This window comes from Bacillus sp. JJ1521 (assembly GCF_036965165.1).
GTDB lineage: Bacteria > Bacillota > Bacilli > Bacillales > Bacillaceae_L > Ferdinandcohnia.
This window is the reverse complement of sequence record NZ_JBALOX010000019.1, coordinates 708-25,986: the sequence shown is the minus strand read 5'-3', so window position 1 is coordinate 25,986 and position 25,279 is coordinate 708. Positions and strand designations below refer to the sequence as shown.

At 37.4% G+C, this 25,279-nt stretch carries 27 protein-coding genes and 1 riboswitch; of the genes, 4 read left to right on the top strand and 23 right to left on the bottom strand.

The genetic code is table 11. The features are described from left to right. Window positions 1–524 precede the first annotated feature (524 nt). From V7147_RS03930 to rfbF, 4 genes are all read right to left on the bottom strand, one after another. Window positions 525–1,409 carry a phosphotransferase family protein gene (locus V7147_RS03930; protein WP_335366559.1) on the bottom strand — a complete coding sequence of 295 codons (885 nt, stop codon included), beginning with the start codon at window positions 1,407–1,409 and terminating at the stop codon, window positions 525–527. Window positions 1,410–1,775: 366 nt separating this feature from the next. Beyond that, window positions 1,776–3,029, bottom strand: a complete 1,254-nt coding sequence (locus tag V7147_RS03925) for a UDP-glucose dehydrogenase family protein (RefSeq protein ID WP_335366558.1) — start codon at window positions 3,027–3,029, stop codon at window positions 1,776–1,778. Continuing rightward, on the bottom strand, window positions 3,026–4,126 hold the full coding sequence (locus tag V7147_RS03920; RefSeq protein ID WP_335366557.1) for an NAD-dependent epimerase/dehydratase family protein: 1,101 nt from the start codon (window positions 4,124–4,126) through the stop codon (window positions 3,026–3,028). The genes V7147_RS03925 and V7147_RS03920 overlap by 4 nt, the downstream gene beginning before the upstream one ends. Before the next feature lie 181 nt (window positions 4,127–4,307). Further along, window positions 4,308–5,096 carry a glucose-1-phosphate cytidylyltransferase gene (gene rfbF, locus V7147_RS03915; protein ID WP_335366556.1) on the bottom strand — a complete coding sequence of 263 codons (789 nt, stop codon included), beginning with the start codon at window positions 5,094–5,096 and terminating at the stop codon, window positions 4,308–4,310. 710 nt (window positions 5,097–5,806) lie between these two features. Between rfbF and V7147_RS25160 the strand changes: the two genes are divergently transcribed. After that, complete coding sequence (locus tag V7147_RS25160; protein ID WP_438824536.1) at window positions 5,807–5,896, top strand: hypothetical protein; 90 nt, start codon at window positions 5,807–5,809, stop codon at window positions 5,894–5,896. A 708-nt stretch (window positions 5,897–6,604) separates the two neighbouring features. Here V7147_RS25160 and V7147_RS03910 read toward each other — a convergent pair. The 7 genes from V7147_RS03910 to groES form a co-directional block, all read right to left on the bottom strand. After that, window positions 6,605–7,618: a ThiF family adenylyltransferase gene (locus V7147_RS03910; protein ID WP_335366555.1), complete on the bottom strand. Its 1,014-nt coding sequence runs from the start codon at window positions 7,616–7,618 to the stop codon at window positions 6,605–6,607. Continuing rightward, on the bottom strand, window positions 7,615–8,382 hold the full coding sequence (locus V7147_RS03905; protein ID WP_335366554.1) for a thiazole synthase: 768 nt from the start codon (window positions 8,380–8,382) through the stop codon (window positions 7,615–7,617). The genes V7147_RS03910 and V7147_RS03905 overlap by 4 nt, the downstream gene beginning before the upstream one ends. Window positions 8,383–8,385: 3 nt before the next feature. Continuing rightward, window positions 8,386–8,589 carry a sulfur carrier protein ThiS gene (gene thiS, locus V7147_RS03900; RefSeq protein WP_335366553.1) on the bottom strand — a complete coding sequence of 68 codons (204 nt, stop codon included), beginning with the start codon at window positions 8,587–8,589 and terminating at the stop codon, window positions 8,386–8,388. Window positions 8,590–8,603: 14 nt separating this feature from the next. Continuing rightward, window positions 8,604–9,716 (bottom strand): glycine oxidase ThiO, encoded by a 1,113-nt coding sequence (gene thiO / locus V7147_RS03895; protein ID WP_335366552.1) that lies wholly within the window; start codon window positions 9,714–9,716, stop codon window positions 8,604–8,606. Then, window positions 9,700–10,308 (bottom strand): thiamine phosphate synthase, encoded by a 609-nt coding sequence (locus tag V7147_RS03890; protein WP_335366551.1) that lies wholly within the window; start codon window positions 10,306–10,308, stop codon window positions 9,700–9,702. Before V7147_RS03890 ends, thiO begins: the two co-directional genes overlap by 17 nt. A gap of 121 nt (window positions 10,309–10,429) precedes the next feature. Further along, a riboswitch (TPP riboswitch) is annotated at window positions 10,430–10,539 on the bottom strand. A gap of 204 nt (window positions 10,540–10,743) precedes the next feature. Next, on the bottom strand, window positions 10,744–12,369 hold the full coding sequence (gene groL / locus V7147_RS03885; protein ID WP_335366550.1) for a chaperonin GroEL: 1,626 nt from the start codon (window positions 12,367–12,369) through the stop codon (window positions 10,744–10,746). Window positions 12,370–12,617: 248 nt separating this feature from the next. After that, window positions 12,618–12,902, bottom strand: a complete 285-nt coding sequence (gene groES, locus V7147_RS03880) for a co-chaperone GroES (RefSeq protein WP_335366549.1) — start codon at window positions 12,900–12,902, stop codon at window positions 12,618–12,620. A 336-nt stretch (window positions 12,903–13,238) separates the two neighbouring features. Here groES and V7147_RS03875 point away from each other — a divergent pair, with 336 nt between their 5' ends. Together V7147_RS03875 and V7147_RS03870 are read left to right on the top strand one after the other, a co-directional pair. Continuing rightward, window positions 13,239–13,976, top strand: a complete 738-nt coding sequence (locus V7147_RS03875) for a CPBP family intramembrane glutamic endopeptidase (RefSeq protein ID WP_335366548.1) — start codon at window positions 13,239–13,241, stop codon at window positions 13,974–13,976. A gap of 3 nt (window positions 13,977–13,979) precedes the next feature. After that, the gene (locus V7147_RS03870) at window positions 13,980–14,189 is read left to right on the top strand and encodes a YdiK family protein (RefSeq protein ID WP_335366547.1); all 210 of its coding nucleotides are present in this window, start codon (window positions 13,980–13,982) and stop codon (window positions 14,187–14,189) included. A 54-nt stretch (window positions 14,190–14,243) separates the two neighbouring features. Here V7147_RS03870 and tatC read toward each other — a convergent pair whose 3' ends face one another. Genes tatC through moaC form a run of 4 tightly spaced genes read right to left on the bottom strand, consistent with a single transcriptional unit; the run spans window position 14,244 to window position 16,380 of the window. After that, the gene (tatC, locus tag V7147_RS03865; RefSeq protein ID WP_335366546.1) at window positions 14,244–14,993 is read right to left on the bottom strand and encodes a twin-arginine translocase subunit TatC; all 750 of its coding nucleotides are present in this window, start codon (window positions 14,991–14,993) and stop codon (window positions 14,244–14,246) included. 16 nt (window positions 14,994–15,009) lie between these two features. Further along, window positions 15,010–15,201 carry a twin-arginine translocase TatA/TatE family subunit gene (locus V7147_RS03860; protein ID WP_335366545.1) on the bottom strand — a complete coding sequence of 64 codons (192 nt, stop codon included), beginning with the start codon at window positions 15,199–15,201 and terminating at the stop codon, window positions 15,010–15,012. 34 nt (window positions 15,202–15,235) lie between these two features. Continuing rightward, the gene (locus tag V7147_RS03855; protein ID WP_335366544.1) at window positions 15,236–15,886 is read right to left on the bottom strand and encodes a redox-sensing transcriptional repressor Rex; all 651 of its coding nucleotides are present in this window, start codon (window positions 15,884–15,886) and stop codon (window positions 15,236–15,238) included. A 2-nt stretch (window positions 15,887–15,888) separates the two neighbouring features. Continuing rightward, complete coding sequence (gene moaC / locus V7147_RS03850; protein ID WP_335366543.1) at window positions 15,889–16,380, bottom strand: cyclic pyranopterin monophosphate synthase MoaC; 492 nt, start codon at window positions 16,378–16,380, stop codon at window positions 15,889–15,891. Window positions 16,381–16,674: 294 nt separating this feature from the next. Between moaC and V7147_RS03845 the strand changes: the two genes are divergently transcribed. Further along, window positions 16,675–18,609 (top strand): ABC-F family ATP-binding cassette domain-containing protein, encoded by a 1,935-nt coding sequence (locus tag V7147_RS03845; RefSeq protein ID WP_335366542.1) that lies wholly within the window; start codon window positions 16,675–16,677, stop codon window positions 18,607–18,609. Window positions 18,610–18,890: 281 nt separating this feature from the next. On the opposite strand, the gene V7147_RS03840 is transcribed toward V7147_RS03845, so the two are convergent. The 8 genes from V7147_RS03840 to thiL all read right to left on the bottom strand — a co-directional run bounded on the left by V7147_RS03840 (window position 18,891) and on the right by thiL (window position 24,918). Beyond that, entirely contained in the window at window positions 18,891–20,111 is a 1,221-nt protein-coding gene (locus V7147_RS03840; RefSeq protein WP_335366541.1) for a PilX N-terminal domain-containing pilus assembly protein, read from the bottom strand. Between the two features lie 10 nt (window positions 20,112–20,121). Then, window positions 20,122–20,598: a PulJ/GspJ family protein gene (locus V7147_RS03835; protein WP_335366540.1), complete on the bottom strand. Its 477-nt coding sequence runs from the start codon at window positions 20,596–20,598 to the stop codon at window positions 20,122–20,124. A 15-nt stretch (window positions 20,599–20,613) separates the two neighbouring features. Further along, on the bottom strand, window positions 20,614–21,087 hold the full coding sequence (locus V7147_RS03830) for a type IV pilus modification PilV family protein (protein ID WP_335366539.1): 474 nt from the start codon (window positions 21,085–21,087) through the stop codon (window positions 20,614–20,616). Between the two features lie 204 nt (window positions 21,088–21,291). Then, window positions 21,292–22,308, bottom strand: a complete 1,017-nt coding sequence (gene tsaD / locus V7147_RS03825) for a tRNA (adenosine(37)-N6)-threonylcarbamoyltransferase complex transferase subunit TsaD (protein WP_335366538.1) — start codon at window positions 22,306–22,308, stop codon at window positions 21,292–21,294. Beyond that, window positions 22,301–22,768, bottom strand: a complete 468-nt coding sequence (rimI, locus tag V7147_RS03820) for a ribosomal protein S18-alanine N-acetyltransferase (protein WP_335366537.1) — start codon at window positions 22,766–22,768, stop codon at window positions 22,301–22,303. Before rimI ends, tsaD begins: the two co-directional genes overlap by 8 nt. A 2-nt stretch (window positions 22,769–22,770) precedes the next feature. Continuing rightward, window positions 22,771–23,463 carry a tRNA (adenosine(37)-N6)-threonylcarbamoyltransferase complex dimerization subunit type 1 TsaB gene (tsaB, locus tag V7147_RS03815; protein WP_335366536.1) on the bottom strand — a complete coding sequence of 231 codons (693 nt, stop codon included), beginning with the start codon at window positions 23,461–23,463 and terminating at the stop codon, window positions 22,771–22,773. Then, the gene (gene tsaE, locus V7147_RS03810; protein WP_335366535.1) at window positions 23,460–23,918 is read right to left on the bottom strand and encodes a tRNA (adenosine(37)-N6)-threonylcarbamoyltransferase complex ATPase subunit type 1 TsaE; all 459 of its coding nucleotides are present in this window, start codon (window positions 23,916–23,918) and stop codon (window positions 23,460–23,462) included. The genes tsaB and tsaE overlap by 4 nt, the downstream gene beginning before the upstream one ends. A gap of 10 nt (window positions 23,919–23,928) precedes the next feature. Then, window positions 23,929–24,918, bottom strand: a complete 990-nt coding sequence (gene thiL / locus V7147_RS03805) for a thiamine-phosphate kinase (RefSeq protein ID WP_335366534.1) — start codon at window positions 24,916–24,918, stop codon at window positions 23,929–23,931. Window positions 24,919–25,279: the final 361 nt, after the last annotated feature.

Genomic DNA, 25,279 nt, shown 5'->3' with positions numbered 1-25,279 from the left:
GGCGAATTAGGGAGTTAAATGTGTTTATTCCCTTTTATCTCCATTTTTAATTGACCTCTCTTACGTTTATCTATTTAACCTAATATACCGAAAGCTAACATATATCCCCCAAAATAAGCCTCAGAAACAAATTGAATAAGGAAAAAGGCTGGCTTTATAATAAAATGTACCCTATAAAATCATCGTTTGGTGTTAAAAGTACTTTATAAAAATGCATTTATACAATCCCAGTCTAAAGTTTATATATTAATTACTATCACAAATTAATGCACGAAATGTGAGATCCATTTCGTGCATTTGTTATTAATTACTAAAAACCTTACATACTTGTGATACCTGTTTTTGGAAGAGATAACGAGGCAAGCTCGTTCTGTTGTATTGTCTCAATACAATATTGATGAAAGATGTGCCTCTATCATTGAAAATTGCCAGTGTATGGCGAAATCAGATAATTGCTCGGTATCAGGCGGCAAGTTTTCTTCTGATTTAGTTCCATTCTGATAGTCCCTTAAACTTCACTAATTTTATAAATCCTGCAAATATTTAAGATAGACCTTAATGACTTTGTCATTTTTAGTCTCTAATGCATAAAGCAGAGTTTCGAACATAATGGATTTTACATAAAAATTACATATCCGGTCATAAAAGGCTTTGTCCATCGGTACTCTATAAGATTGAAGAACCTTCTTGAAAAAATCCTTTCCATAGGACTTATAAATACCTGTAAAATCATATGCGGGATCTCCAACCTTCATCGATCCAAAATCAATGATACCCGAAAGATGTTTATTTACCGGATCATGAAGGATGTGTTTCGAGTCCAAATCTCCGTGAATGAGGCTGCATTTAAACACGAAGTTTTCAGGATTCATGATAAAGCCCTCAAATAAGCTCTCTACTTTAGCCTTTTCCATAGAGGAAATCACGGGAAATATTTTTTCCTTGATTCCTTCGTAAAAATTTTCCCAATATATTTTTGTATATTCTGGCTTCAGTTCGGCAGGTGGAAAATCAGAATCTGCCGGAAACGTATGAAGAGCTGTAAGAAAACGGCCCAAATTTTCTGCCATCAATGTTCGTTGTGCAGCGGATAAACATTTTATATCCTTGAGTGGGATGCCAGGAATCATTTTGTACCCTACATACCTAATCTCATCGGAGTCGCTGGAGGAATAGATGAAATCCGGAATATCTACAGGCAGTGCCTTTTTTAACTTCGGCAAAATGCGCAGTTCCAATTTCATTGAGGTCTTTTCCTTTTCTGTACGCGGAAAACGGAATATCAGTCTGTCGCCAATAACAAAGACTCGATTGGACCAACCCTGTTTATTTTCGTAAATATGCTCTCCGGATAACTCCGGATATCTTGTTTTGATAAAGTCTATCAACGAATTGGCAGGGTTACTCATAGTCATTTATCTCCTTTATCCTCGTTTTTCGCCACAAAATAGGCAGGTTCAGAGAGCGCTTTCTTTTTCCACTGCTGCAAACCCTCGGTACCGGTATAGAAACTGCTCTACATCAGATGTTCAAGACCTTGGGCATAAACATTGCCAGGGTATAAAATCCATTCCATAATGGTCAAGTGAATACGATACATAACCCATTTGCTTTTTATTTAATTAATTCTATCAACTCACAGTACTCAACGTGTGTGGAGTACTGCTCACTACTTCAATTTACAAAAAAGGGTTAGAAAAACGGTAATGGATAAGAGCATCTCAGATTGAAATTTCCCTATACATGAGTAATCAAGCAGTTTTTCATCATCTTAATTAATCGTATATATAACGATAGTCGAAAATATTCTTTTGTTTTATTGATTCTTTATTTAATAGAAATTCATCCCACTCTGTTAAAATAACAACGTGATTTACTTTCTCAAGTAACGATTTTAAGCTAGGTGAATATTCAATAGGAAGACCATAAGCCTCTTTAAACTCTTCAATGGCCATAGGGTCATAGGCAATAATATTCTTAAATCCTTTTTGCACTAAGCTTTCAATAATTGATTTTGCGGGTGTATCCCTTACGTCATTTGAATTTGCCTTGAATGCTAAACCGAGAATTCCTATATACTCATCCTCCTCTACTTTTACTGCCACATCATTTACAACAAATTCTTTAATTGTCTCATTTACTCTTAAGGTTCCTTTTAATATTTCTGGTGAGTAAGAATTCTTTAATGATTGGTTAACTAATGCCATAGTATCCTTTGGAAGACAATAGCCTCCAAAACCACAACCCGGATAAACATAGGATGTCATTTTAGCTGGATCACCAAACCATCTTTTATCGAGATGCAAGACTTGAAAGGATTTTTTTATTTCAATATCGCCAATGGATTTAGCGATCAACGACTGTTCGTTCGCAAAACTAATAAGAGTTGCTAGCAAAGTGTTAGATAAATACTTAATAAATTCTGCCGTATTTAAACTAACCCTATAGATAGGGGCATTAAATGACTGATACATTTTTTCCACGATCTGTCCGCTTTTATCTTCTTCCTGACCAATAACAATTCGATCTGGATTAATAAAATCTTCCCAGGCATAACCTTCTCTTAAAAACTCAGGATTATTAGTTAAACCAATATCAACACCAACGTTAAAACCCAGACTTTCTATATACGGTTTAATACTTTCGCTTGTCGTTGATGGAGGAATGGTCGATTTAAGAACCAGCACTTTAAAGTTCGGCTTTTTTATATATGCAGCTATACTTTTAATTGCATCCAAAATATAGCCTAAATATGCACCCCCATCTGGTTTACTCGGGGTTCCAACACAAAGAAAGATAACTTTACTATTATTTACAGCTTCCTGTAAATCATCAACAATCGTAAAACCTTTGTTTAAATGCTGATTTAATTTCTCATCAAGATACGGTTCATAAAAGGGAATAGTCCCATTTCTTAACTTCTCTTTTTTCTTTTGATCAATATCATAGCCGTAAACACTATACCCTTTATCGCTAAACCCCAAAGCAGTTGTCAATCCAACAAAGCCTAGGCCGATCACGGTAATCACTGAATTCCCCCCCCTTCTTTCAAAAAGGTTAGAAAGCGATGCACACCTTCATCAATAGAAATAGAAGGCGAATATTTTAACAGTTCTCTAGCCTTTGTAATATCGGGACATCTTCTTAATGGATTATGTGTTAAATAGCTCTGTTCATCAGATTCTCTAAATTCGATTGATTGATTAAACCCATAAATAGCTAAGCCTGCCTCTTTATAAATCCTAGCCAATTCTTTTATCGAAATTTCGGGTTTATCAATACCTATATTAAAGTAGTCAAAAGGTTCATATAGTAATGCCTTTAAATATCCAGTGATTGCATCTGTCACATAACAAAACGTTCGAGTTGGTTTACCGTCGGAATACATGACCAGCTTCTTGTTTTCAATAATTGCTTTCGCAAAATCAGCCGGTACCCGCTTATCATTAAGTCTCATACCTGGTCCATAATTATTAAATGGTCTGACAATAGAAATCGGCATATGGAATTTTTCGGCATATAGGTAACAAAGTGTCTCCCCAAATCTTTTTGCCTCATCATAGCATGCGCGCGGTCCTATCATAGCCACATTTCCTCTGTAATCCTCGGAAGTTGGAATATAATCCGGTAATGGATCACCATAAACCTCACTGCTGGAGAAAAATAAAAACCCTTTAATGTCTTTATTCTTATAAAAATCCAGCAAACCTCTTAGTCCTAATACATTTGCATCAACTGTTTCAAGAGGATATTTTCTATAATAGGTCGGTGAGGCAATTGATGCCATGTGGATAATAAAATCAACATCATTAATTTTATTCGTTTCAAATGATGAAAATTCAGTAATATCAAAAGAATAAAGTTCAATCTTTGAATTTGATTTACTTAGATCCTCAATCCATTTTGGTTTCCCAAGTTTAAAATTATCAATTCCAATAATCTTTTTAATGCCAATTTCATCTGAATATTCGGATAAAAATGACATTAAATAATAGCCTAAGAATCCGGCACATCCGGTTATTAAGATTGATGAATCCTTAAGTTTTCCTTTTTCGGACTTTCCAAGCTTATTAAATATATACTGAAGATCTGTCTGAAAAATTGTATTGTTTTTATCTTTCTTCATTTTTATCCACCTATATTTTAATTTTGATTCTATAATTTCATTTTCTCGATGTGGCATTGCACTGAATCCCAGTACCGTTTTTCGACGAATAATAACTTACTTCCTAAGAAGCCAATAGAACCATAATTAATAACTCATAATTCCCTCGGACCTTAGAGAAATCTAATAAAAATTTTACTCCTTAATCATCTTTATCCCATGTTTTCCAGGGAGCTTTACCCGAAGCCCAAATCTCTTGTAAATATCGCTTATCCCGTAAAGTGTCCATCGGATACCAAAAGCCAGTATGTTTAAAAGCCATTAATTGTCCATCCTTGGCAAGGTTCTCTAATGGTTCCTTTTCAAATACCGTTTGGTCGCCGTTATTTAAGTAGTTAAAAACTTCTGGTTGCAATACCATAAAGCCAGCATTTATCCAACTGCTATCCCCTTGTATCTTCTCCCGGAACTTCTCTACTTTTTGGTCAGCAGTCAAGGACAAAACTCCGAACCTGCCCTCTGGCTGTGTAGTGGTTACTGTAGCTAACTTCCCATGGGAGCGATGAAATTCAACTAAGTCTTTTATATTGACATCGCTAACTCCGTCGCCATACGTCACCATAAAAGGCTCATTTCCAACATAGTCCCGCACTCTATTGATCCGACCACCTGTCAATGTGTTTAAACCTGTATCAACCAAGGTGACCTTCCAAGGTTCAGCGGAGTTTTTATGAATGATACTTTTATTTTTTTTCTGAAGATCAAAGGTAATATCGGAATTATAAAGGGAATAGTTAAAAAAGTACTCTTTGATAACATGGCTCTTATACCCTAAACAAATAATGAAGTCGTTAAAACCATAACTAGAGTACAATTTCATAATGTGCCATAAGATTGGCTTATCACCAATCTCTATCATAGGTTTGGGTTTTAAATGGGTTTCTTCACTTATTCTTGTGCCAAACCCTCCAGCTAAAATTAAGACCTTCACATTTTCCCTCCTACTCGGCTTTTTTTCCCATAACTTTTATTTCTAATATATTCTTAATTCCAAAAGCTGTTTGGGCAATAACTAAACTTCAAACGCCTATTTTATGGGTAAATTGAGTTAGGGGACCGGCTATCTCCACGCTTACCCCAATAAAAGCGGTTTGGACACTCTAACATCCATATCACACGTAACAGATGGATTAAAAGAGCAGATAGCATAGAAGGTTTAAAGGTTTTGAGATTGAATTTTGGTCAAGATATGGCCATAAAAAAGATAGTACTCAGCTAATAAAGTTTCTAACATAGATATTTCAGAAATTAAGCATTAACCTTCTCCTAACTCATGGAGTAGAGGAAGGTGAGAAGTTGATTGCACAAGCATTGTTATCCCTTAAGGCAAATTTTCCCCCTGGACAAGTGCCTTTGTAATTGTAGATTAACCAACTCCAAATAGACCTGATATGGTGTAAATGCATCTATTGGTTTGCTTATTCATATTAATTTTCCATTCACAGGTTCCATCCGAACAATTAAGTTTGAGAAAAGGCTCGTAAAAATGTTGAAACGTCATGAAATCAGGCAAAAAGAAGTGAAGTTACAAAAAGGGCTTTTTTATGTTGATAACAATTTTATCTTTGTACGAAATGATGGACATCCGAAATTAAGAAAAGTTTGAGAAACTAGACTAAACGTCTATTCAAAAAGGCAGGTATTCATAAAAACATTACCCCTCATTCATTCAGACATACATCTACATCTCTATTGATTGAAGCGGGTGTGGGAGTAAAGAAGATTCAGTAGCGTTTAGGGCATACATACATCAATACAACCATAAATATTTACGCTCATATGACCGCCAATATGGAAGAAAAGGCCTCCCACCAGTTCAGTAAACTGATGAAAGACCTTCTCTAATAAGATGGTTTTTGTGAAAAAAGTGAGCATTTATCTTTATTCCACTCAAAAACCCCTATATATCAAGGATTTATGATGTTTATTACATCATGCCGCCCGTAAGATGAGAGTGTGTAATATCTTTAACGATATGTGCAAAAAATACTGTATATCAAGGTTTTGGGAAATCCGTGCTGTAATATCTTTAACGGGAATTTACCGTTTTTCACTTACTTGCGTTAGCAAAATGTTAGCATTTTATCTTAAAATTTTGGTCATTACTACTTTTAGTAAATGAAGATTTAAGTGGTGATGGCATAAAATCATGAGCAAAGTCTCTTTAAAACTTAAAGACCTTATAATGATTTCTTGATAAACGTGTTTCTTCCTTAGCCATTTTGTTGGTCCACATATCCAAGTATCATTCTTAATTGATTATTTGTATAGCCCATTTTTAATCTTATTCCAAGAAACAACAGACAAGCTATATCTAAAGAAATCAAACATATTATCCAACTTACCAATCTTCAGGTACTTACACTTCTTTATGAATGTGCAGCAAAAAATCTAGCACTAAACAAAATGCGAACTGAATTGTGAATCCTATAATGAATCCTAATAATATTGAATGAATCGGCTATAGATAGCTCGTGCTGTTTTCGCGTCATTTATGCCGTGGATGATCGCCCTACCATCCTTAAAGAAAACGATTCGATAATCTTCAAATTGACAGGAAAGCAAATATGGATTTAAGACAGGGTTTGTTACCTGATGCTTTACATTTTTTATTAAGTCCTCCAATGAGTATGTTTGCGGGAGCCCTGGTCTTAACTGAACGGCATCTCTTCCACAGAGAACATCCGTCTTCATTTGATTTTCAAACTGTAAAAAAGGATAGGATGGTTGGTCACCACATGTTGGACAAAGTTTATTTTTTAACTTTGTTACATTGATTTCTGCATTTTCACCTTTCCAAATATCTATCGATTGAAGAATTGGTGATATCGATTCTCCCGAAAGGAGTCGGAACACTTGTGCCACTTGATAAGCAGCGGTGACTTGAACAATCGGACTAATAACCCCAACGGTATCACATGTCATTCCATCCATTGGCAGATGGTTTAAAAGACAGTGCAAGCACGGAGTTTCTCCCGGTATAATGGGTAATGTCAGTCCATAGCTTCCCACACATGCACCAAAAATAAAGGGGATCCCCATTTTTACAGCTGAGTCATTAACGATTAAACTTGTTTCAAAATTATCCGTAGCATCAACGACAACTGAATGACCTTTAATCAATTCAGTAATATTCAGTCCGTGAACATCCTCAACGTTCCCCTCAATTGTGATTTCACTATTAATTTGTTCAAGACGTTTTTTCGCGGCAATTGCTTTTGGGATTTTATTTTTTACATCTTCTTCCGTATACAATTGCTGCCTTTGTAAATTGCTCCATTCCACATAATCCCGGTCAATAATCGTTAGATGCCCAATTCCTGCTCTTGTCAGCATTTCGGAGCTTGCAGAACCTAATGCACCTGCCCCAATTATGATGACACTTGCCTCTTTTATTTTTACTTGCGCAGTCGCTCCCAGAAATAATTCCTGTCTAGAATAGCGATTGTTCAAGATGTCACCATTCCTGTAGTTGGGCTACTTGCCACTGCGTACTCTTTTTCTTCAATTCTTCCAGCTTCGAACCCTAGTCTTCCCGCTTCCAATGCTAGTTTCATTGCTTCCGCCATTTTCACAGGATCTTTTGCACCAGAAACGGCTGTATTAAGTAATACAGCATCCGCACCAAGCTCCATGGCAAATGCTACATCCTTAGGTGAACCGATTCCAGCATCAACAATGACTGGAATGGATGACTGTTCGATAATAAACTTCAAGTTAAGAGGATTAATAATTCCCTTTCCAGAACCAATTGGGGAAGCCCCCGGCATGATGGCATGAACTCCAAGATCCTCAAGACGCTTAGCTAATACCACATCATCAGAAGTATACGGAAGTACAATAAAACCTTCAGCTAAAAGCATTTCAGATGCTTTTAACGTTTCGATCGGATCCGGTAAAAGAGTACGATCATCACCAATTACCTCGACTTTGATCATGTCACATAATCCAGAGGCTTTCGCTAATTTCGCAATCCGAACTGCTTCTTTAGCCGTTTTTGCACCAGCCGTATTCGGAAGTAAAGTGTATTTAGTCAAATCCAGTTGTTCAAGAAAATTCGGTTGTTCCTCTGAAAAAATATTCATCCTTCTTACCGCAAAGGTTAGAATTTCAGCCTCTGATACTTCAACCGCTTTTTTCTGAATCTCAAATGATGGGTATTTTCCAGTACCTAATAAGAGTCTTGATCTGAAGCTTCGATCTGCTATTTTTAACATGTTTTATCCTCCTCCAACAAAATGTATGATTTCTACTACATCGCCTTTTGAAAGACCTGTAGTTTCATAGTTATTTTTCATCACAATATCCTTATTGACCTCAACCACAACAATACGATTTTCTAGATTGTAATGGGAAAGCAACCCTTGAACATTTTGGATGGTTTCTGGAAGGTCAATCTGTCTTCCGTTTACGATAATAGACATGTATGGATCACCTCCTAAACGGTCAGCGGCTTACGACGGTCAATTCTAAAAGCCTCCACCCAGTCTTTTTTCACTTCTCTTTTCAAGATTAAATCCGTAATCATTTGCCCAGTTGCAGGAGCAAGCAGGATGCCATTTCGATAATGGCCTGTCGCAAATAAAATTCCTTCGTCTTCAGGATGGTAGCCAATGAATGGATTTTGATCAAATGTTTGGGGACGCAATCCTGACCAAGCTGAATCCAATTTCATATCTGCTATGGTAGGCAGCAACATTTTTGCCTTTGCTATAAGTGTTTCGATGCCATTTAGACTAACCTTATCAGTCCAATCGTTCTCCTTGATGGTTGCGCCAATCACAAGCTTTCCATTGTTTCTTGGGACAACATAATATTTATCATGAAAAATGGTATGCTTTAAAACCGCTTTTTCACCAATCACCGAAATGCATTCCCCTTTTACAGGAGTCATTTGATGATCTAACCCAAGCTGCCTAAAAAAGGTCTCGCTCCAAACTCCACTGGCAACGACTACATGCTTCGCTTCAACAACACCCCTTGTGGTTTGAAGGAGGAAAACATTATTTTGTTTTTCAACAGTAAGTACCTTTGTAGATTCTAGAATAGAGGCACCAAGGATTTGAGCACTTTTAGCAAACGCTTGACAAACCCCAATCGGTAAAACGTTTACATCATCTTCAATATAGGCTGCGCCTAACAGATGAGGTGAAACATCTCGTTCTAATTTTTTCACTTCTTCTGTTGCTAGCCATGAAACGGTTGGTTGGGCTAAAATCGCCTTTAAACCTTGTTTATCTTGCTCAGAAAATACAAGCTTTAAAATGCCCCCCTTTCTATAACCCAAGTCAATTCCACTTAATTCATACAATTCATCTTTCAGCTTTCCATAAGCAAACTGGCTTTTTCTTGCAAAAGGGAAAAAGACATCAACATCCCCCTCACATTCAGAATGCGCCCCTAGCATGCCAGCCGCAGCACTTGTAGCTTTTGCCCCAACCTGATTCTCCTCGAACACAGCTACATCGATATTTTCCTTTGCTAAATAATAAGCAATCGAGGATCCAATAATACCGCCCCCAATTACTGCTACTTCATAGCTGTTTTTCATTACGGACCACCTCATAAAATTGACTTGCTGCAGCTAGCGGATTTTCTGCTGAAAAAATTCCTGACATCACTGCAATTCCTTCTGCTTTTAATTCTCGTAATTCGTTTACTTTATCTAGTTTAATTCCACCGATTGCATAAATTGGTAGACTCAAATGCTTTTTCATCTCAATGAGGGGTTCAATGCCATTTGGAGCCTTTCCCCTTTTACTATTCGTCTCATAGCAATGTCCGTATAAGAGATAATCTGCTCCTTTTGCTTCGGCTTCTTTAGCTCCTTCATAGGAATGGACCGACCGACCAACTGTTAGATGAGGAAAACGTTCTTTGACCATTTTAACCGGAAGCCCTATTTCAGGAAAATGGACATTTGGAATATCCATCAGTAAGGCAATATCTAATCGATCATTTAAGATAATCTTTTCTTTTTCAACACCACCCTCTTCCAAATATTGGAGTAGTATGATGATTTCTTTAACGGTTTTTGTTTTTTCTCGTATTTGGACAAAATCAATTTTGTTTTTTATTTTTATGATCTTCGATGCGAGTTCACGAACAGAATGCGACTGATCCGTTACAGCCATCAACTTCATTTACTTCTCCCCTTCATTGGAGCACCTTCTTTGTAAGTTATTAACTTGCTGCGCCCTCAAAAAAAACCACTTTCCGACATAGGAAAGTGGTGTGTTCGATAGTTGCCTAAATTCACATAAGCACAAACAGTCGCTACTTCCCTACGCAGATACTAATCTGTTCAGGTTATGAGGGTTTAAAAGTAACTACTTTATTCTCAGCCCTTATCAAGGGATCCCCTAGTAAAACTCCAATTTATTCAATTATTAAAATTATCTATTATATTACTACAAGAATTAGAAAATTTCAAGTAAACTCCTTTACAAAAACGAGGCTTCCCAAAAGTTCAAAGAACTAATGGAAAACCTCTAATTTTTAGCCTTATTAGGGTTCAATGTTACCCCTAAAAGGGTGTAAGGCAAGACCCCTATAAATCAAGGGATATTGGGCCGATATTACATCATGCCGCCCATTCCACCCATTCCGCTCATGTCAGGCATTGCAGGAGCATCTTCTTTAATGTCAGCAATTACTGCTTCAGTTGTTAGGAACATAGCTGATACAGATGCTGCGTTTTGAAGTGCCGAACGAGTAACCTTAGTTGGGTCAACGATACCAGCGTCAACCATGTTTACCCACTCGCCAGTTGCTGCGTTGAAACCAACACCAAGTGCTTCGTTTTTCAAGCGTTCAACAACTACAGATCCTTCAAGACCAGCGTTGTGAGCGATTTGACGAACTGGCTCTTCTAGTGCACGAAGAACGATGTTCACACCAGTTGCTTCGTCTCCAGCTAACTCAATAGCAGCTACTTTGTTATATACGTTCACAAGTGCAGTACCACCACCTGAAACGATACCTTCTTCAACAGCTGCGCGAGTTGCGTTAAGAGCATCTTCAATACGAAGCTTGCGTTCTTTTAGTTCAGTTTCAGTAGCAGCACCAACTTTGATAACTGCAACTCCACCAGCTAATTTAGCAAGGCGCTCTTGTAACTTTTCTTTGTCAAATTCAGAAGTAGTTTCTTCCATTTGAACACGGATATTGTTTACGCGAGATGCAATCTTATCAGATTCACCAGCACCTTCAACGATTGTCGTATTTTCTTTTGTTACAACAATCTTAGAAGCACGTCCTAATTGAGTAATATCGGCAGATTTAAGGTCTAAGCCTAAATCTTCAGTGATTACTTCACCACCAGTTAGGATTGCAATATCTTCTAGCATTGCTTTACGACGGTCACCAAATCCAGGAGCTTTAACAGCGACTGCATTGAATGTACCACGAAGCTTGTTCACGACTAGAGTTGCAAGAGCTTCACCTTCAACATCTTCAGCGATTAGTAATAATGGCTTACCTTGTTGAACCACTTGCTCTAATACTGGTAGGATTTCTTGAATGCTAGAAATCTTTTTGTCAGTGATGAGCACATATGGATTTTCAAGAACTGCTTCCATTTTGTCAGAGTCAGTTACCATGTATGGAGAAGCATATCCACGGTCAAATTGCATACCTTCTACTACTTCAAGTTCAGTAGAGAATCCTTTAGATTCTTCGATTGTAATAACACCGTCGTTACCTACGCGCTCCATTGCTTCAGCGATCAATTCGCCAACTTCTTTGTCATCTGAAGAAATAGCAGCAACTTGTGCGATAGAATCTTTACCTTCAATTGGTTGTGAAATAGCTTTTAATTCTTGAACAGCTACTGTAACAGCTTTTTCAATACCTTTACGAACTACCATTGGGTTTGCACCAGCAGTAACGTTCTTTAAGCCTTCGCGAATCATCGCTTGAGCAAGAACTGTTGCAGTAGTAGTACCGTCACCAGCAACATCATTTGTTTTGCTAGCAACTTCAGCAACAAGCTTAGCACCCATGTTTTCAAATGCATCTTCTAATTCGATTTCTTTTGCAATTGTTACACCGTCATTTGTGATAAGTGGTGAACCAAATTTTTTCTCAAGAACCACGTTACGTCCTTTTGGCCCTAATGTTACTTTTACAGCATTTGCTAATGCGTCAACACCACGAAGCATTGCGCGACGAGCATCTTCACTAAATTTAATTTCTTTTGCCATTTATAAGCCCTCCTCAAAAATATAAATTAAATCAAATGCACCTTGGCGGCGTATTTGCGCCCGATTTTTAGGCCCACACGATGTGGGTCATGAAGACGTTGCCACAGGAGGTGGCGCCTTTAGTCTTCGATCTAACTGCTCGAAAAATTTTCCTTTAAAAAATCGTGGCATCCGCCGAAGGCTTTTAACTTTATTCAGGATTTCGCTGAATAAAGTTAACAATCTTATGATATAAATGCTGTTTTCAATTAACCGATAACAGCTAAAATGTCGCTTTCACGTAAAATTAAGTATTCAGTACCTTCGTATTTCACTTCAGTACCAGCATATTTTGAGAAGATAATGCGATCACCAACCGCAACCTCTAAAGCTACTCTTTCACCACTGTCTAGTACACGACCTGTACCTGCAGCAACTACTTTACCTTCTTGTGGCTTTTCCTTTGCAGAATCTGGTAATACAATCCCGCTTGCAGTTTTTTCCTCTGATTCAACTAGTTCAATAACAACGCGATCACCTAATGGCTTTAACAAGTGAAACGACCTCCTCAAATAATTTAAATATTAGTTTCGTCTGCTTATTAGCACTCAAACAACTCGAGTGCTAACACAATTATTATATTAAATAATCTCTACCTATTTTGCAAGTCATTTGATATAGAATTTGGAAAAAAGATTCGACTTTCTTCGTCACCTATCTATCCTATGTTACTAACAAGAAAAATAAACCATGGTTATTCATTAATATATTTTCTTCAATGAAAAATTGGATTTGCATTATACTAATGGATAAGTATGAATATATGTTACAATACAAAGGGTGGACAATTAGTACTGATTCATTATTCCATCTATAAAAAGGAGATTTTCATGAAAGCTCGATATTGGTATGTCATTTTAACGTACATCATCATGCAGTTCTCTGGAATTTTAGGTATCCCGCTTCTCTTATATTTTGGTGTTGGAAAAGACCTAGATCCAGCCGCTGCTCAAAATACAATAATTTCACTTTGGACTGTTTTTAGTTTTGTGGCCGCACTTCCGATTGTATTATATTTATTAAGACAAGATATTAAGGAAAGACATCAGAACTTACGACGTTCCTCTAAAGGTGAGGCAATTGGATGGGCGATCGCAGGTGTGTTTATGGCTATGACAGCCCAAGTGGTTGCGGCAAACATTGAAATTCATCTGTTTGGTATTGAGCCCGGTTCTGAAAACACCCAAGAAATTTTGACCTTGGTAAAATCTTTACCATTGCTTGTAATCGTAGTATCGATAATTGGTCCAATTCTTGAAGAAATTATCTTCCGACAAATTATTTTTGGATCATTATATAAAAAATTTAACTTTTTCATCTCAGGCTTAATTAGTTCGTTAATTTTCGCTGTTGTGCATATGGACTTTACTCATATCCTCATTTATACGGCAATGGGCTTTACCTTTGCATTCCTCTATGTACAAACAAAGCGAATTATCGTACCGATTTTTGCCCATGTAGCGATGAATACTTTTGTTGTCGTGGTTCAGACAATTTTTGCAGATGATATAGAAAGAATCATGAAGCAAGCTGAGAAGCTGCAACAGACATTTATTGGGGGCTTTTAACTTATGAGACGAACTTCACCTTTTGTAATGGGCATCTTTTACACATTATTGGGTGCATTCTTTACGTATATCGCGATTACTAATGCAACGCAGTCTGTCTGGAACTTTTCCACGGTGCTACTTGCACTTATCGCAACATTTGACTTTGGTATGGCAATCCGTATGTTTGTCCTACACAGCAAAATAAAAAAAGTAACTAACGCAAAAAAATAACCTCCCGGTGGAGGTTATTTTTTATTATCTAACTTCAACTGCAGCTTTTCAGAATTATTCCATACTATTCGCTGCCATCATTTCCGCTTTAAGCACCTTCCTGTAAGCACTTCTTGATACGAGAATACTGATTTCATATAATCCGAATAACGGCACGGTGACCATTAAATGGGAGATGATCTCAGGTGGCGTAATTAACCCACCGATGACTAAAAGGACAAAATACGCATACTTTCGTATTTTGGATAAAAACATCGGTGTCACGATTCCGAGTCTTGTTAAGAACATTACGACAACTGGCAGCTGAAACAAAAAGCCAAACGGTAACGTTATCTGCAGCAGGAATTGAAAATACTCATTAATCCCGATTACCTGGTTTATATCAAGGCTCACCGCTAACCGCGTCATAAAATTCACAACAAATGGAAATAGAATAAAATAAGAGAAAGATATTCCTAGTAAAAACAATATTACCGAAACTGGGATATAACTCAATGTTACCTTTCTTTCCCTCTCATACAAACCCGGACTAATGAAGGCCCAAAGCTGAAACAGTAAAAAAGGGGAGGAGATAACAAATGCAATAATAAATGCAAAATTCATATATATTTTAATTGGATCTGTTATCCGGAAAGCATTCATTGTCAGCTCTTTAGCTTCTTCCGCATTTTGCAAATAAACAATTACATGCTCTGCTAGAAAAAAGCTTCCTAAAGCAACGATGAAGAAGAAAACGACTACATAAATCAGTCGTTTTCGCAGCTCACCAATATGATCATAAACGGACATTTCTTTTTCGTTCATGTGACTCATCCTATCATTACTTCACATCATGAGTTTCATTCTTCTTAACATCATCTTCGTCATCATCTGCTAAACCTTTTGTTGCGTTTTTGAATTCACGCAATGTATTACCTGCTGCTTTTCCTAATTGAGGTAACTTACTTGGTCCAAAAATTAGTAACGCTGCAAATACGATCAATAGAATACTACCAAATCCAAGATTCCCCACTGTGAGTCACCTCCCTACATTATAAATTCTATTTCTATTCTTCATTTGAATCATTTGAATAATGCTTTAAAAAATAAACAAGTGCTTGTAGCTCAACAGCTAAATCAATATGGTGCACCCGAATATGTTCAGGAACGTTGATTCTTGCTGGAGTAAAATTAAGGATACCCTTAATCCCTTTATTTACCAGGCGGTCAGTAATCGACTGAGCTGCTCCAACCGGCACCGTTAAAATGGCAACTGTTACATCATCGGGCAATTCATTCTCAAGATCATCTAAATGATGCACCTTTACTCCACCAATACTACTGCCTACTTTATTATAATCCACATCAAACGCAAGCTCAATTTTTGTATTATTATTTTTTGAAAAATTATAATGCAAAAATGCTGTTCCTAAGTTACCCACACCGATTAACGTAACCTTCGTTAACTCATCCTGATCAAGGGTCTTACTAAAAAAGGATAATAAATAATTGACATTATAGCCATACCCTTTTTTTCCCAATGCACCAAAATAGGAAAAATCACGTCTAATCGTGGCGGAATCAACCTTAACCGCGTCACTCAGCTCTGCAGAAGAAACCCTTTGCTTTCCCGAGGCATGCAGATTTTTCAAAAACCGATAATAAAGTGGCAGCCTTTTGGCAGTTGCTTGTGGTATTTTTGATTGTTCTAAATTCATGTTTATTCCCCCGCTACTTGCCTTTTGAAATCACCGTTTTTTCCACCAGTCTTTTCAGCTAAATAGGTTGGTCCAATTACCATCCCTTTATCAACCGCTTTACACATATCATACACCGTTAGCGCACAAACCGATGCGGAAGTCAACGCTTCCATCTCAACACCGGTACTGCCTTTTGTTTTAACTGTTACGGTAATATGTAAAATATACTCATCTTGAGTCGTCCAACTAAAACGAATGTCGACTCCCTTTAATGCTAATGGATGACACATCGGGATTAGCTCTGATGTTTTTTTAGCTGCCATAATACCAGCAACCTGGGAAACAGCAAGAACATCCCCCTTGCTCACTTCATTATTTATTATTTGCTCATAAATCAATTTATTTACAGTAATACTTGATTTTGCAATCGCTGTACGAACAGTATCAGATTTCTCCGTAATATCTACCATCTTAGCGCGACCTTGCTCATTAAAATGGGTAAATGATGTCATTTATCGAACCCTCCACTATGACTGAATGTTTAAAAGGAGGATGAAAAGGACCAAGAAGTTCGAGGCGGTGCAGCTTTGAGTACCGGAACGTATGTATTTAATACGTGAGGCACGGAAAAGCAAGCCAACGAAGAAATTCGATGTGTCATTTTCACCGGACTTTTTGAACCTCCACTAAAACTATACACTATTTTACCACATCTGTCTTTGTAACATCTGTGAACATTATCATTGCAGTTGCTCTATTTAGATAATATAAGATACACTGTTCATAGAAACAAGAGGTGAGAAACAATGATTTTACTACAAGTAAATCAGCTCAAAAAGTATTTTGCTGCTGATCTTATTTTATCGAATATAAAATTAGAAGTACAAACCCGTGACCGAATTGCCATTGTTGGTCGAAACGGTGCCGGAAAGTCCACTCTATTAAAAATTATTGCTGGCCATATGTCTCATGATGGCGGCGAAATCATTAAGCCAAAAAGTGTCACAATTGATTACCTCGCACAGGACACTGGGCTTGAATCAAATCTTACCATCTGGCAAGAAATGATTACCGTCTTTGCATCATTACAAAAACTTGAAAAAAACTTAAGAAACCTTGAAATAAAAATGGGCGACCCATCTATTTTTGAAAATCCCACTGATTATCAAAAGCTACTTGAAGAATACGATCAGCTCCAGGTCGATTTTAAGGAACAGGGCGGCTATCAATATGAAGCCGACATTCGATCCATCTTACATGGTTTTAATTTTACAGAAGAAAGCTATAAAACCAAAATATCTAGCTTAAGTGGTGGTCAAAAAACACGGCTCGCTCTTTGTAAATTATTACTAACAAAGCCTGATTTATTGATTCTTGACGAGCCGACAAACCACCTCGATATTAGCACGCTTACCTGGCTTGAACAATATCTCCAAGGCTATCCTGGTGCACTCTTAATTGTTTCCCATGACCGTTACTTCCTAGACAAAGTCGTTAACCAGGTCTATGAGATTTCAAGACACACAAGCAGCAAATATGTTGGAAACTATAGCAACTATTTAAAAATAAAGGCTGAAAATTATGAGCTTGATCTGAAAAAATACGAAAAACAACAGGAAGAAGTCGAAAAACTAAAGGACTTCATCGCCAAAAACTTAGTCAGAGCCTCGACAACGAAACGTGCACAAAGTAGACGAAAGCAGCTTGACCGAATGGAACTGATGGACAGGCCATTAGGGGATGAAAAATCAGCTTCCTTCCATTTTGACATTGAACGACAAAGCGGAAATGACGTGTTAAGTGCAAAAGAAATCTCCGTTTCCTATGAAAAAGACAAACCCATTATCAAAAATGTCAATTTCAATATTTATCGCGAAGATAGTATTGCGTTAGTGGGTCCAAATGGGATTGGAAAATCAACTCTATTGAAAGCACTTATCGATAAGCTTGAACATGTGAATGGGACCATTCGTTTCGGTTCACATGTAACGGTTGGCTACTACGACCAACAACAAGCCGACCTTACCTCAAATAAACGGGTGTTAAATGAATTATGGGATGAATACCCGCTTAAACCCGAAAAAGAGATCCGTACTGTTCTTGGGAATTTCTTGTTTTCCGGGGATGATGTGTTAAAAATAGTTTCAACCTTAAGTGGTGGTGAAAAAGCGAGACTTGCTCTTGCTAAGCTGATGATGGAAAAATCAAACTTCCTTATTCTTGACGAGCCTACGAACCACTTAGATCTTGATAGTAAGGAAGTACTTGAAAATGCGTTAATCGATTATCCAGGAACCATTCTTTTTGTATCTCATGACCGATACTTTATTAACTGTATCGCAACGAAGGTATTTGAGTTATCCACAGATGGCCTCACAGAATACCTTGGGGATTATGATTACTACCTTGAAAAGAAATTCGAAATGGAAGAACTCGCTAGACTCGAAAACGAAGAGAAAAAACCTGATAAACGGGAAGTTATCCAAGAAAAAATATCCTATGAACAAGAAAAAGAATTAAAGAAGCAAGAGCGTCAACGAAAACGCCGAATTGAAGAAATTGAAGTTGAAATATCCTCTCTTGAGGAAAAAACCGAAGAAAATGAACAGCTTCTTTGTGACCCTCAAGTTTACCAAAATCACGAGGAAGTTCAACGAATTAATGCAGAAAACGAGAAAATTTCAGCTACACTTGAAGCCTTAATGGAAGAATGGGAATCCCTCCACGAAACGAGTAACTAGACCCTTTCACCTATCCATAAAAATAAGTTATCCCCATCTAAAACTCATTTTAGAGGGGATTTTTTGTACCATTTTCCACAATTTATTGAGTTATACACTGACTTATCCACATTATCCACATATACCAACAGGGTTATCCACAAAAGGTACCCACAAATGCACATTAGTTATTTCAGTACTTTATTTGAGTTTTCCACAAAAGGTGTGGATCTGTGGATTATTTATCAACAAAAAGCATAGAACTTATGGACTACTTTTTTTCTTTAACTGCTGTTTTATTCCTAATAAGTGACATTGGATTTTTCATCTATGCGAGGACTAATCATTTCACCTTTTATAGTAAGTGAATTATTCCCGACTGTATCCGATTTCCTCATACACTCATTCGTATAAGTTGTCGAATTGTAATCATTTGAATAGACCCCTGGAATACTCCTCATGTCCGCTGGTGTTATTTTTCCCTGTACACATACTTTAGTGGAAGTCGCATTTTTTAATGAGAAACCCGTTAAATCTGCATCGCCCGTAATATAGATACTTGAGTTCACTGGTTTCATAATTTGATCATATAATTTGGCATTCCCAATAATCACAATTGATGAATTAATAAACCCATTTGGATTAAACTTCCCGATTCTGGTAGGGTTATTTACATCTAAACTATGGATGATTAATTTAGAATTTGAAACTGCATGTGACAAATGATCAAGATTGACTCCTTTGTTAAAAACAATAAAAGAATTAGAGATTCCATTCATACTTGTAATTTCCTTTGGATCCAAATTTGAACTACAATCTACCGTTGTGTTATTTTTCTTAAAATCAGCAGTTGTACAAGCACGTAAATTTTTACCTTGTACGGAATCCTTAATGTCTTCATATAAAGGTACAGGAGGCGGTGTACCTGTTGATATAACTATGCTATTTCTGTTGATAAAATATGAAAAATCAAATGTTGCACTCAATATCTTTTCAAGATTATCACCATAATAACCATAGCTTTCATAAGTAATACGATAACATTGTGAATTGGCAGGTGTTTGAGGGGAGCAAGTAGTTGTCGTTATCCCATTCGGGTTAATTTTTATCTTAAATGAACTATTTGCATCCACGGTCTTTTCTGGAAGAAAATGATCCCCAAATTGAGTAAAAAGAGTGTTATTGGTTTTATATAAATTATTTAATTCTACGGGAAATTCAAGATTAAACTTTTCAATTAATACATCTGTTGATGCTGAATTCGTGAAGTAGCGAATAATGATTTCTTTTTGCTTTGCTTGATTATATAATTGCTCATTTAGGAAGGACTTTAATTGAGTTTCATAATATACAACTCCCATTTCCGCAATATCCGTTGTTATAATGTTTGATTCCGTCTTACTGATTTGCTTCATGTTGGTAAGTGAAGCACCCATTACCGCTAAACCTAATATGGAAATCACGGTGAGAATTAATAATACAACTACAAGGGTCATTCCTTGTTCATTTTTTAAATTCCTCATAGTCCCCTCCTTACAACCTGGAAATAATGGTTTTTATCTCAGATTTTTGGCTTGGCTGCTTTCTGTCTTTTATGATGAGTTTAATGTATAAAGGTTGAGATGTATGAATGGTTGTTGCATTTGAAAAAGGGACCTCGTCAGATTCCTGAGAATTGTACAATGAATAAATATAGTGTTCATTTGATAGATCTACAGCACTAACAACAGTTCCAGATCCATCTTTTCCTATGAGCTGAATTTTATTTGCGTCTGGGTTCTGATCAACGACAATCTCATACGATGAATACGATTCATGGGCTTTCGTAATAGTAGTGACGAGAATATTCATTTCTTGCTGCCTTGAAACATTATCCTTTGATTTTTCAGAGTAGTTCATTCCGTTTATTAAAACACCATAGATTAGTATGCTGACCATTGAAAATATCGCCAATGTAGCAAGAAGTTCAATAAGTGTGATTCCACCATTATTTCGGAGGTGTTTATTCATCTATTAATGCTCCTTTTAGTTCTCAAAGTAGGTAAAGGTTTCGGACAATACCTTTGTCCCTTTTTGCACTAGAACATGTAATTTTGATAAAGTTATATCTACATTTTCATCATCGCTTGTATCCACTTTTACGATGACGGTAAAGTTTTGTCTTGTAAAAGTAAGTGCCAGAATGTCGTTATTTACTTGTATGTCATCCGTTAAATTTAACTTTGGATAATTAGATTTTGGAATTACTGTATCGGTTGAAGTTCTTGAAAAATGGATCAAGTCTTTTAGAGCTAGATTTTTTTCGTCATTTACTTTGAATTCTTCTTGTACTTCTCTGGCAATGTTGGTTGCGTTCATTTTGTCAGAGGAGACCCCATTATATTTAGCTGACATGATAAAAAATGACATGAAGCTAATCAATATAATAGTCAAAATAGCAATTGAACAAATTAACTCTATTAAGGTAACTCCTTTTTCATTTTTAATGGATTGGTTCAAACAATCACCTTCAAATTAATTTTTTCAGTGGGCAAGAGTATAATTTCCTATTTTCCATCTAGCTATATAGTATTATACATGATTTTAATAGAATTCATTTGGTGTTTTTGAGCACAAATGTATGAGGGGCTGCATGATTTAATAGTTACGAAAAAATGAAAAATCCCAAGTGTAGTTACCACTTGGGACTTCCGTTAAATAAAATTAAGCCTCGATATCTAGGCCCGGGTTAGCGTTTAACGCATAGGAGGAACGCTTCCCAGTTTCATATAAGATACTTCCAACTGCCGCAATCATCGCAGCATTGTCTGTACACAGCGAAAGTGGCGGAATAATGAGCTTCACTTCCGGCATTTCCGAAAAAGCATGCTCTAAAGCAGCTCGCAATCCTTTATTTGCCGCAACTCCCCCAGCTAATAGGACTTGTTTTACTTGATACTCTTTCGCCGCTTTCACAGTTTTTGTCACTAACACATCAATGACACTTTCCTGAAAGCTTGCCGCTAGATTCTTTGGTTCAATTGTTTCCCCACGCTGCTCGGCATTATGAAGCGTGTTAATGACGGCTGATTTTAACCCACTAAAACTAAAATCATATGAACCCTCTTCCAACCATGCTCTTGGTAAATCAATTGTCGCCGTTCCCTCATGCGCAAGTCGATCAATATGAGGACCGCCTGGGTATGGTAGACTAAGTGTCCTAGCGACTTTATCATATGCTTCACCAGCAGCATCATCTCTTGTTTCCCCGATCACCTTAAAGGATGCGTGTTCTTCCATATACACAAGTTCTGTATGGCCACCAGAAACAACTAACGCCAATAACGGAAACTCCAGCTCCTCAACTAATCGATTCGCATAAATATGACCTGCAATATGATGAACGCCTAGAAGGGGAATATCGTGAGCAAATGCCACCGCTTTTGCCGCATTCACTCCAATTAATAAGGCCCCTACTAAGCCTGGCCCTTCTGTTACCGCAATTCCATCAATATCCGCAAAATGAACATCTGCCTGCTTCAACGCCTCTTCTATCACAAGAGTAATTGCCTCCACATGGTGCCTTGATGCTATCTCTGGAACAACCCCGCCAAACCGCTTATGACTTTCAATTTGTGATGCAACAACATTTGATAAAATTTCCCGTCCATTTCGCACGATCGAAACGGCCGTTTCATCACAGCTTGTTTCAATTCCCATAATTAATTGATTATCACTCATTTAAATTCACCCACATTACTAGCGCATCTTCATTATCGTCTGTATAGTAATTTTTTCGGATACCACCTGGTTTAAAGCCTAGTTTTTTATAGAGGTTTTGGGCAATATGATTCGACACTCTAACCTCAAGTGTCATCGTTGCTGCCTGATGCTGCATTGCTAACAGCTTCGCCTGCATCAGCAAAGCCTCCCCAAGCTTTTTCCCTCGATATTCTGGAAGCACTGCGATATTCGTAATATGGCATTCATCTAAAATAAGCCACATCCCACAATACCCTATCACTTCGTCGTTATCAGTCATCACAATATACTTTGCAAACTGATTATGAACTAACTCATTATAAAAAGCTTCTCTCTTCCACGGGACGGTAAATGCTGAAGTCTCAACCTTCATAACACCATCAATATCCTCTAACGTCATGAAGCGAAACAAAATCTGTTGATTGATGATATCTTCCATGCTTACCCCTGCCTCTTCCCTAACCAATTCGCTTCCGCCTCTGCCAAACGAATATAATTTGGCACAAATGTATGAACGTCCACTGGCTCTTTCTTCAAACCCAACTCAGCTAGCTCACTTGGTCTCGGATTCCAATCTGTGTATGGTGCAACATATGCAAGTTGATCTAAATCTGTTTCTATCTTTTCCTTATGGATAACTAAATCATTTCCGATAAAAAGAACCGGTGTCTCCTTCTTTTTAAGCTCCTCTAGCCAATCGGATAATAAAATAATTTTATCTTCTTCCACACATGTTAGCGTGTTATCCTCATATTGATAAAGACCGGTGTACACTTGACCACGCCTAGCATCAAATAATGGAGAAATATAGCCATTAAAATACCTGCCATTGGCTGCAACTACTTCAAGACTTGATACTCCTACTAACGGTATCTGCAATGACCAGGCTAATGTTTTCGCAATCGTGACTCCAATTCTCACACCCGTATATGAACCTGGCCCCATCGCTACAACAATCTTGTTGAGTTCTTTAGGCTTTATGCCACATTCCTTCATTAGCTGTTCAATGGCAGGCATCACGCGGACAGAATGATTTTTGGGTAGATTTGTAATGACCTCTCCAATCACCTTCTCTTCATCAACAATCGCGACCCCTAATACATAATTGGACGTATCTATAGCTAAAACCTTCATTCGCCAAATAACTCCTCACATAATTGTTGATACCTTTCCCCTATTGGTATCACCGTAATTTTACGCTTTGTATCTCCTTGATGTTCAATTCTAAGTGTGAGTTTTTGCTCGGGTAATCGATCTTCAATGAGATGTGCCCACTCCACCACAGTCACACCATCACCCTCAAAATATTCATCAAACCCGAGATCCTCATCACTATGCTCTAAACGATACACATCCATATGGTACAAAGGAATTCGTCCATGGTATTCCTTAATAATCGTAAACGTCGGACTATTCACCGTTCTAGTAATTCCAAGTCCTTTTGCCAGGCCTTTTGTAAAAGTTGTTTTTCCTGCTCCTAAATCACCCTCAAGAGTTATGACATCACCCGGCCCAAGCCTTTCAGCCAGGCGATAAGAAAAATTCTCCGTCGCTTCAGGTGTATTCGATATAAACTCAAATTTTTCCATAGATTCCACCTTACTTAGTAAAATGATTATATCCTTTCATTTCAAGCTTTTGTAGTTCCCCGTCTCGGTTTAAAAATACAGCTGGACCGCCTTCCGAAACAGTCCCAATTTTTGAAAGGCCATAACCATGTTCTTTTGCTTTTTTCTGTAGTATATCCCAATCCGAAGCAGCCATCGTCCCAACTAGTTCAAAGTCCTCCCCACCGTATAATGCAAACTCTAGAGCACGGTCTTTAAACTGTGCTAAAATAGCATCACTGAGTGGGATTTTATCATCATCTATAAGTAACGTAACACCGCTTGCCTTTGCTATCTCATTGGCTTCACTAGCTAAGCCATCACTAATATCATTTAAAGAGACCCTTCCAAATGTAGATAAAAGTCTCCCAATCTCTACTCTCGGTGTCGGATATTGATGTTTACTTATAAGGGGTTCCTCTAACTCAGTAAACCAATGTTTTTTTCCACTATGTAATAATACATTCAACCCAGCTGCTGAGTCTCCAACCGTTCCAGTCACAAAAACAATATCTCCTGGCTTTGCATGGCTTCGTAAAAAATGCTTTCCTTTCTCAACCTCACCAAGTACCGTAACAGTTATAACCAAGGATTCAGCAATCGAAACCGTATCGCCACCAATTAAATCTATCTCGTACTTATCTGCTAGCATTGCCATACCTTCATAAATCGATAACAAATCCGTTTCGTTCCAATCCTTTGGGATCGCAATAGACACCAAATAATAGGTTGGGATTCCCCCCATCGCTGCAATATCACTAATATTAACAGCCAAAGCTTTATATCCAATTTGGTAAGGATCCATAGTATGAGAATTGAAATGAATACCCTCTACCATTGTATCCACGCAGATAATTTGTTCCATATTTGGAGTTGGACGAAAAAGTGCAGCATCATCACCAATTCCAGCTATTAAACCGGATTGAAAAACACGCTTCGGTTTGATTTGATCAATAAAATGAAATTCATCCTGTAAAGCCATCTAAGGTCACTCCTAATATATCGAAAGGAAATAGTAAACGAAGTAGTGAAAAAAAAGCCTTAGGACAACGCCTAAGGACCTTTATACAACATTATAAGTGTACCGTATTTCAACAAATTCAGCAAAAAATAAAATAATTATGTCTTGAAACGGGATTATGCGGCGCGGTCGGGTTATTGAGCTTTGTTTGGTATAGTCTTTTATTGAATTTGATGAAGGACATTTCGTTTGGAGACCGCAGGCGTTTGGGATTTCATAGGTTTGGTGTAGGACTTTCCTCGTGAATTCTGGCTTCGTTCGAGTCTTTATTAACATGATGAAAGACTTTTTGCACGGGTTCCGGCTGCGTTCGGGACTTCAT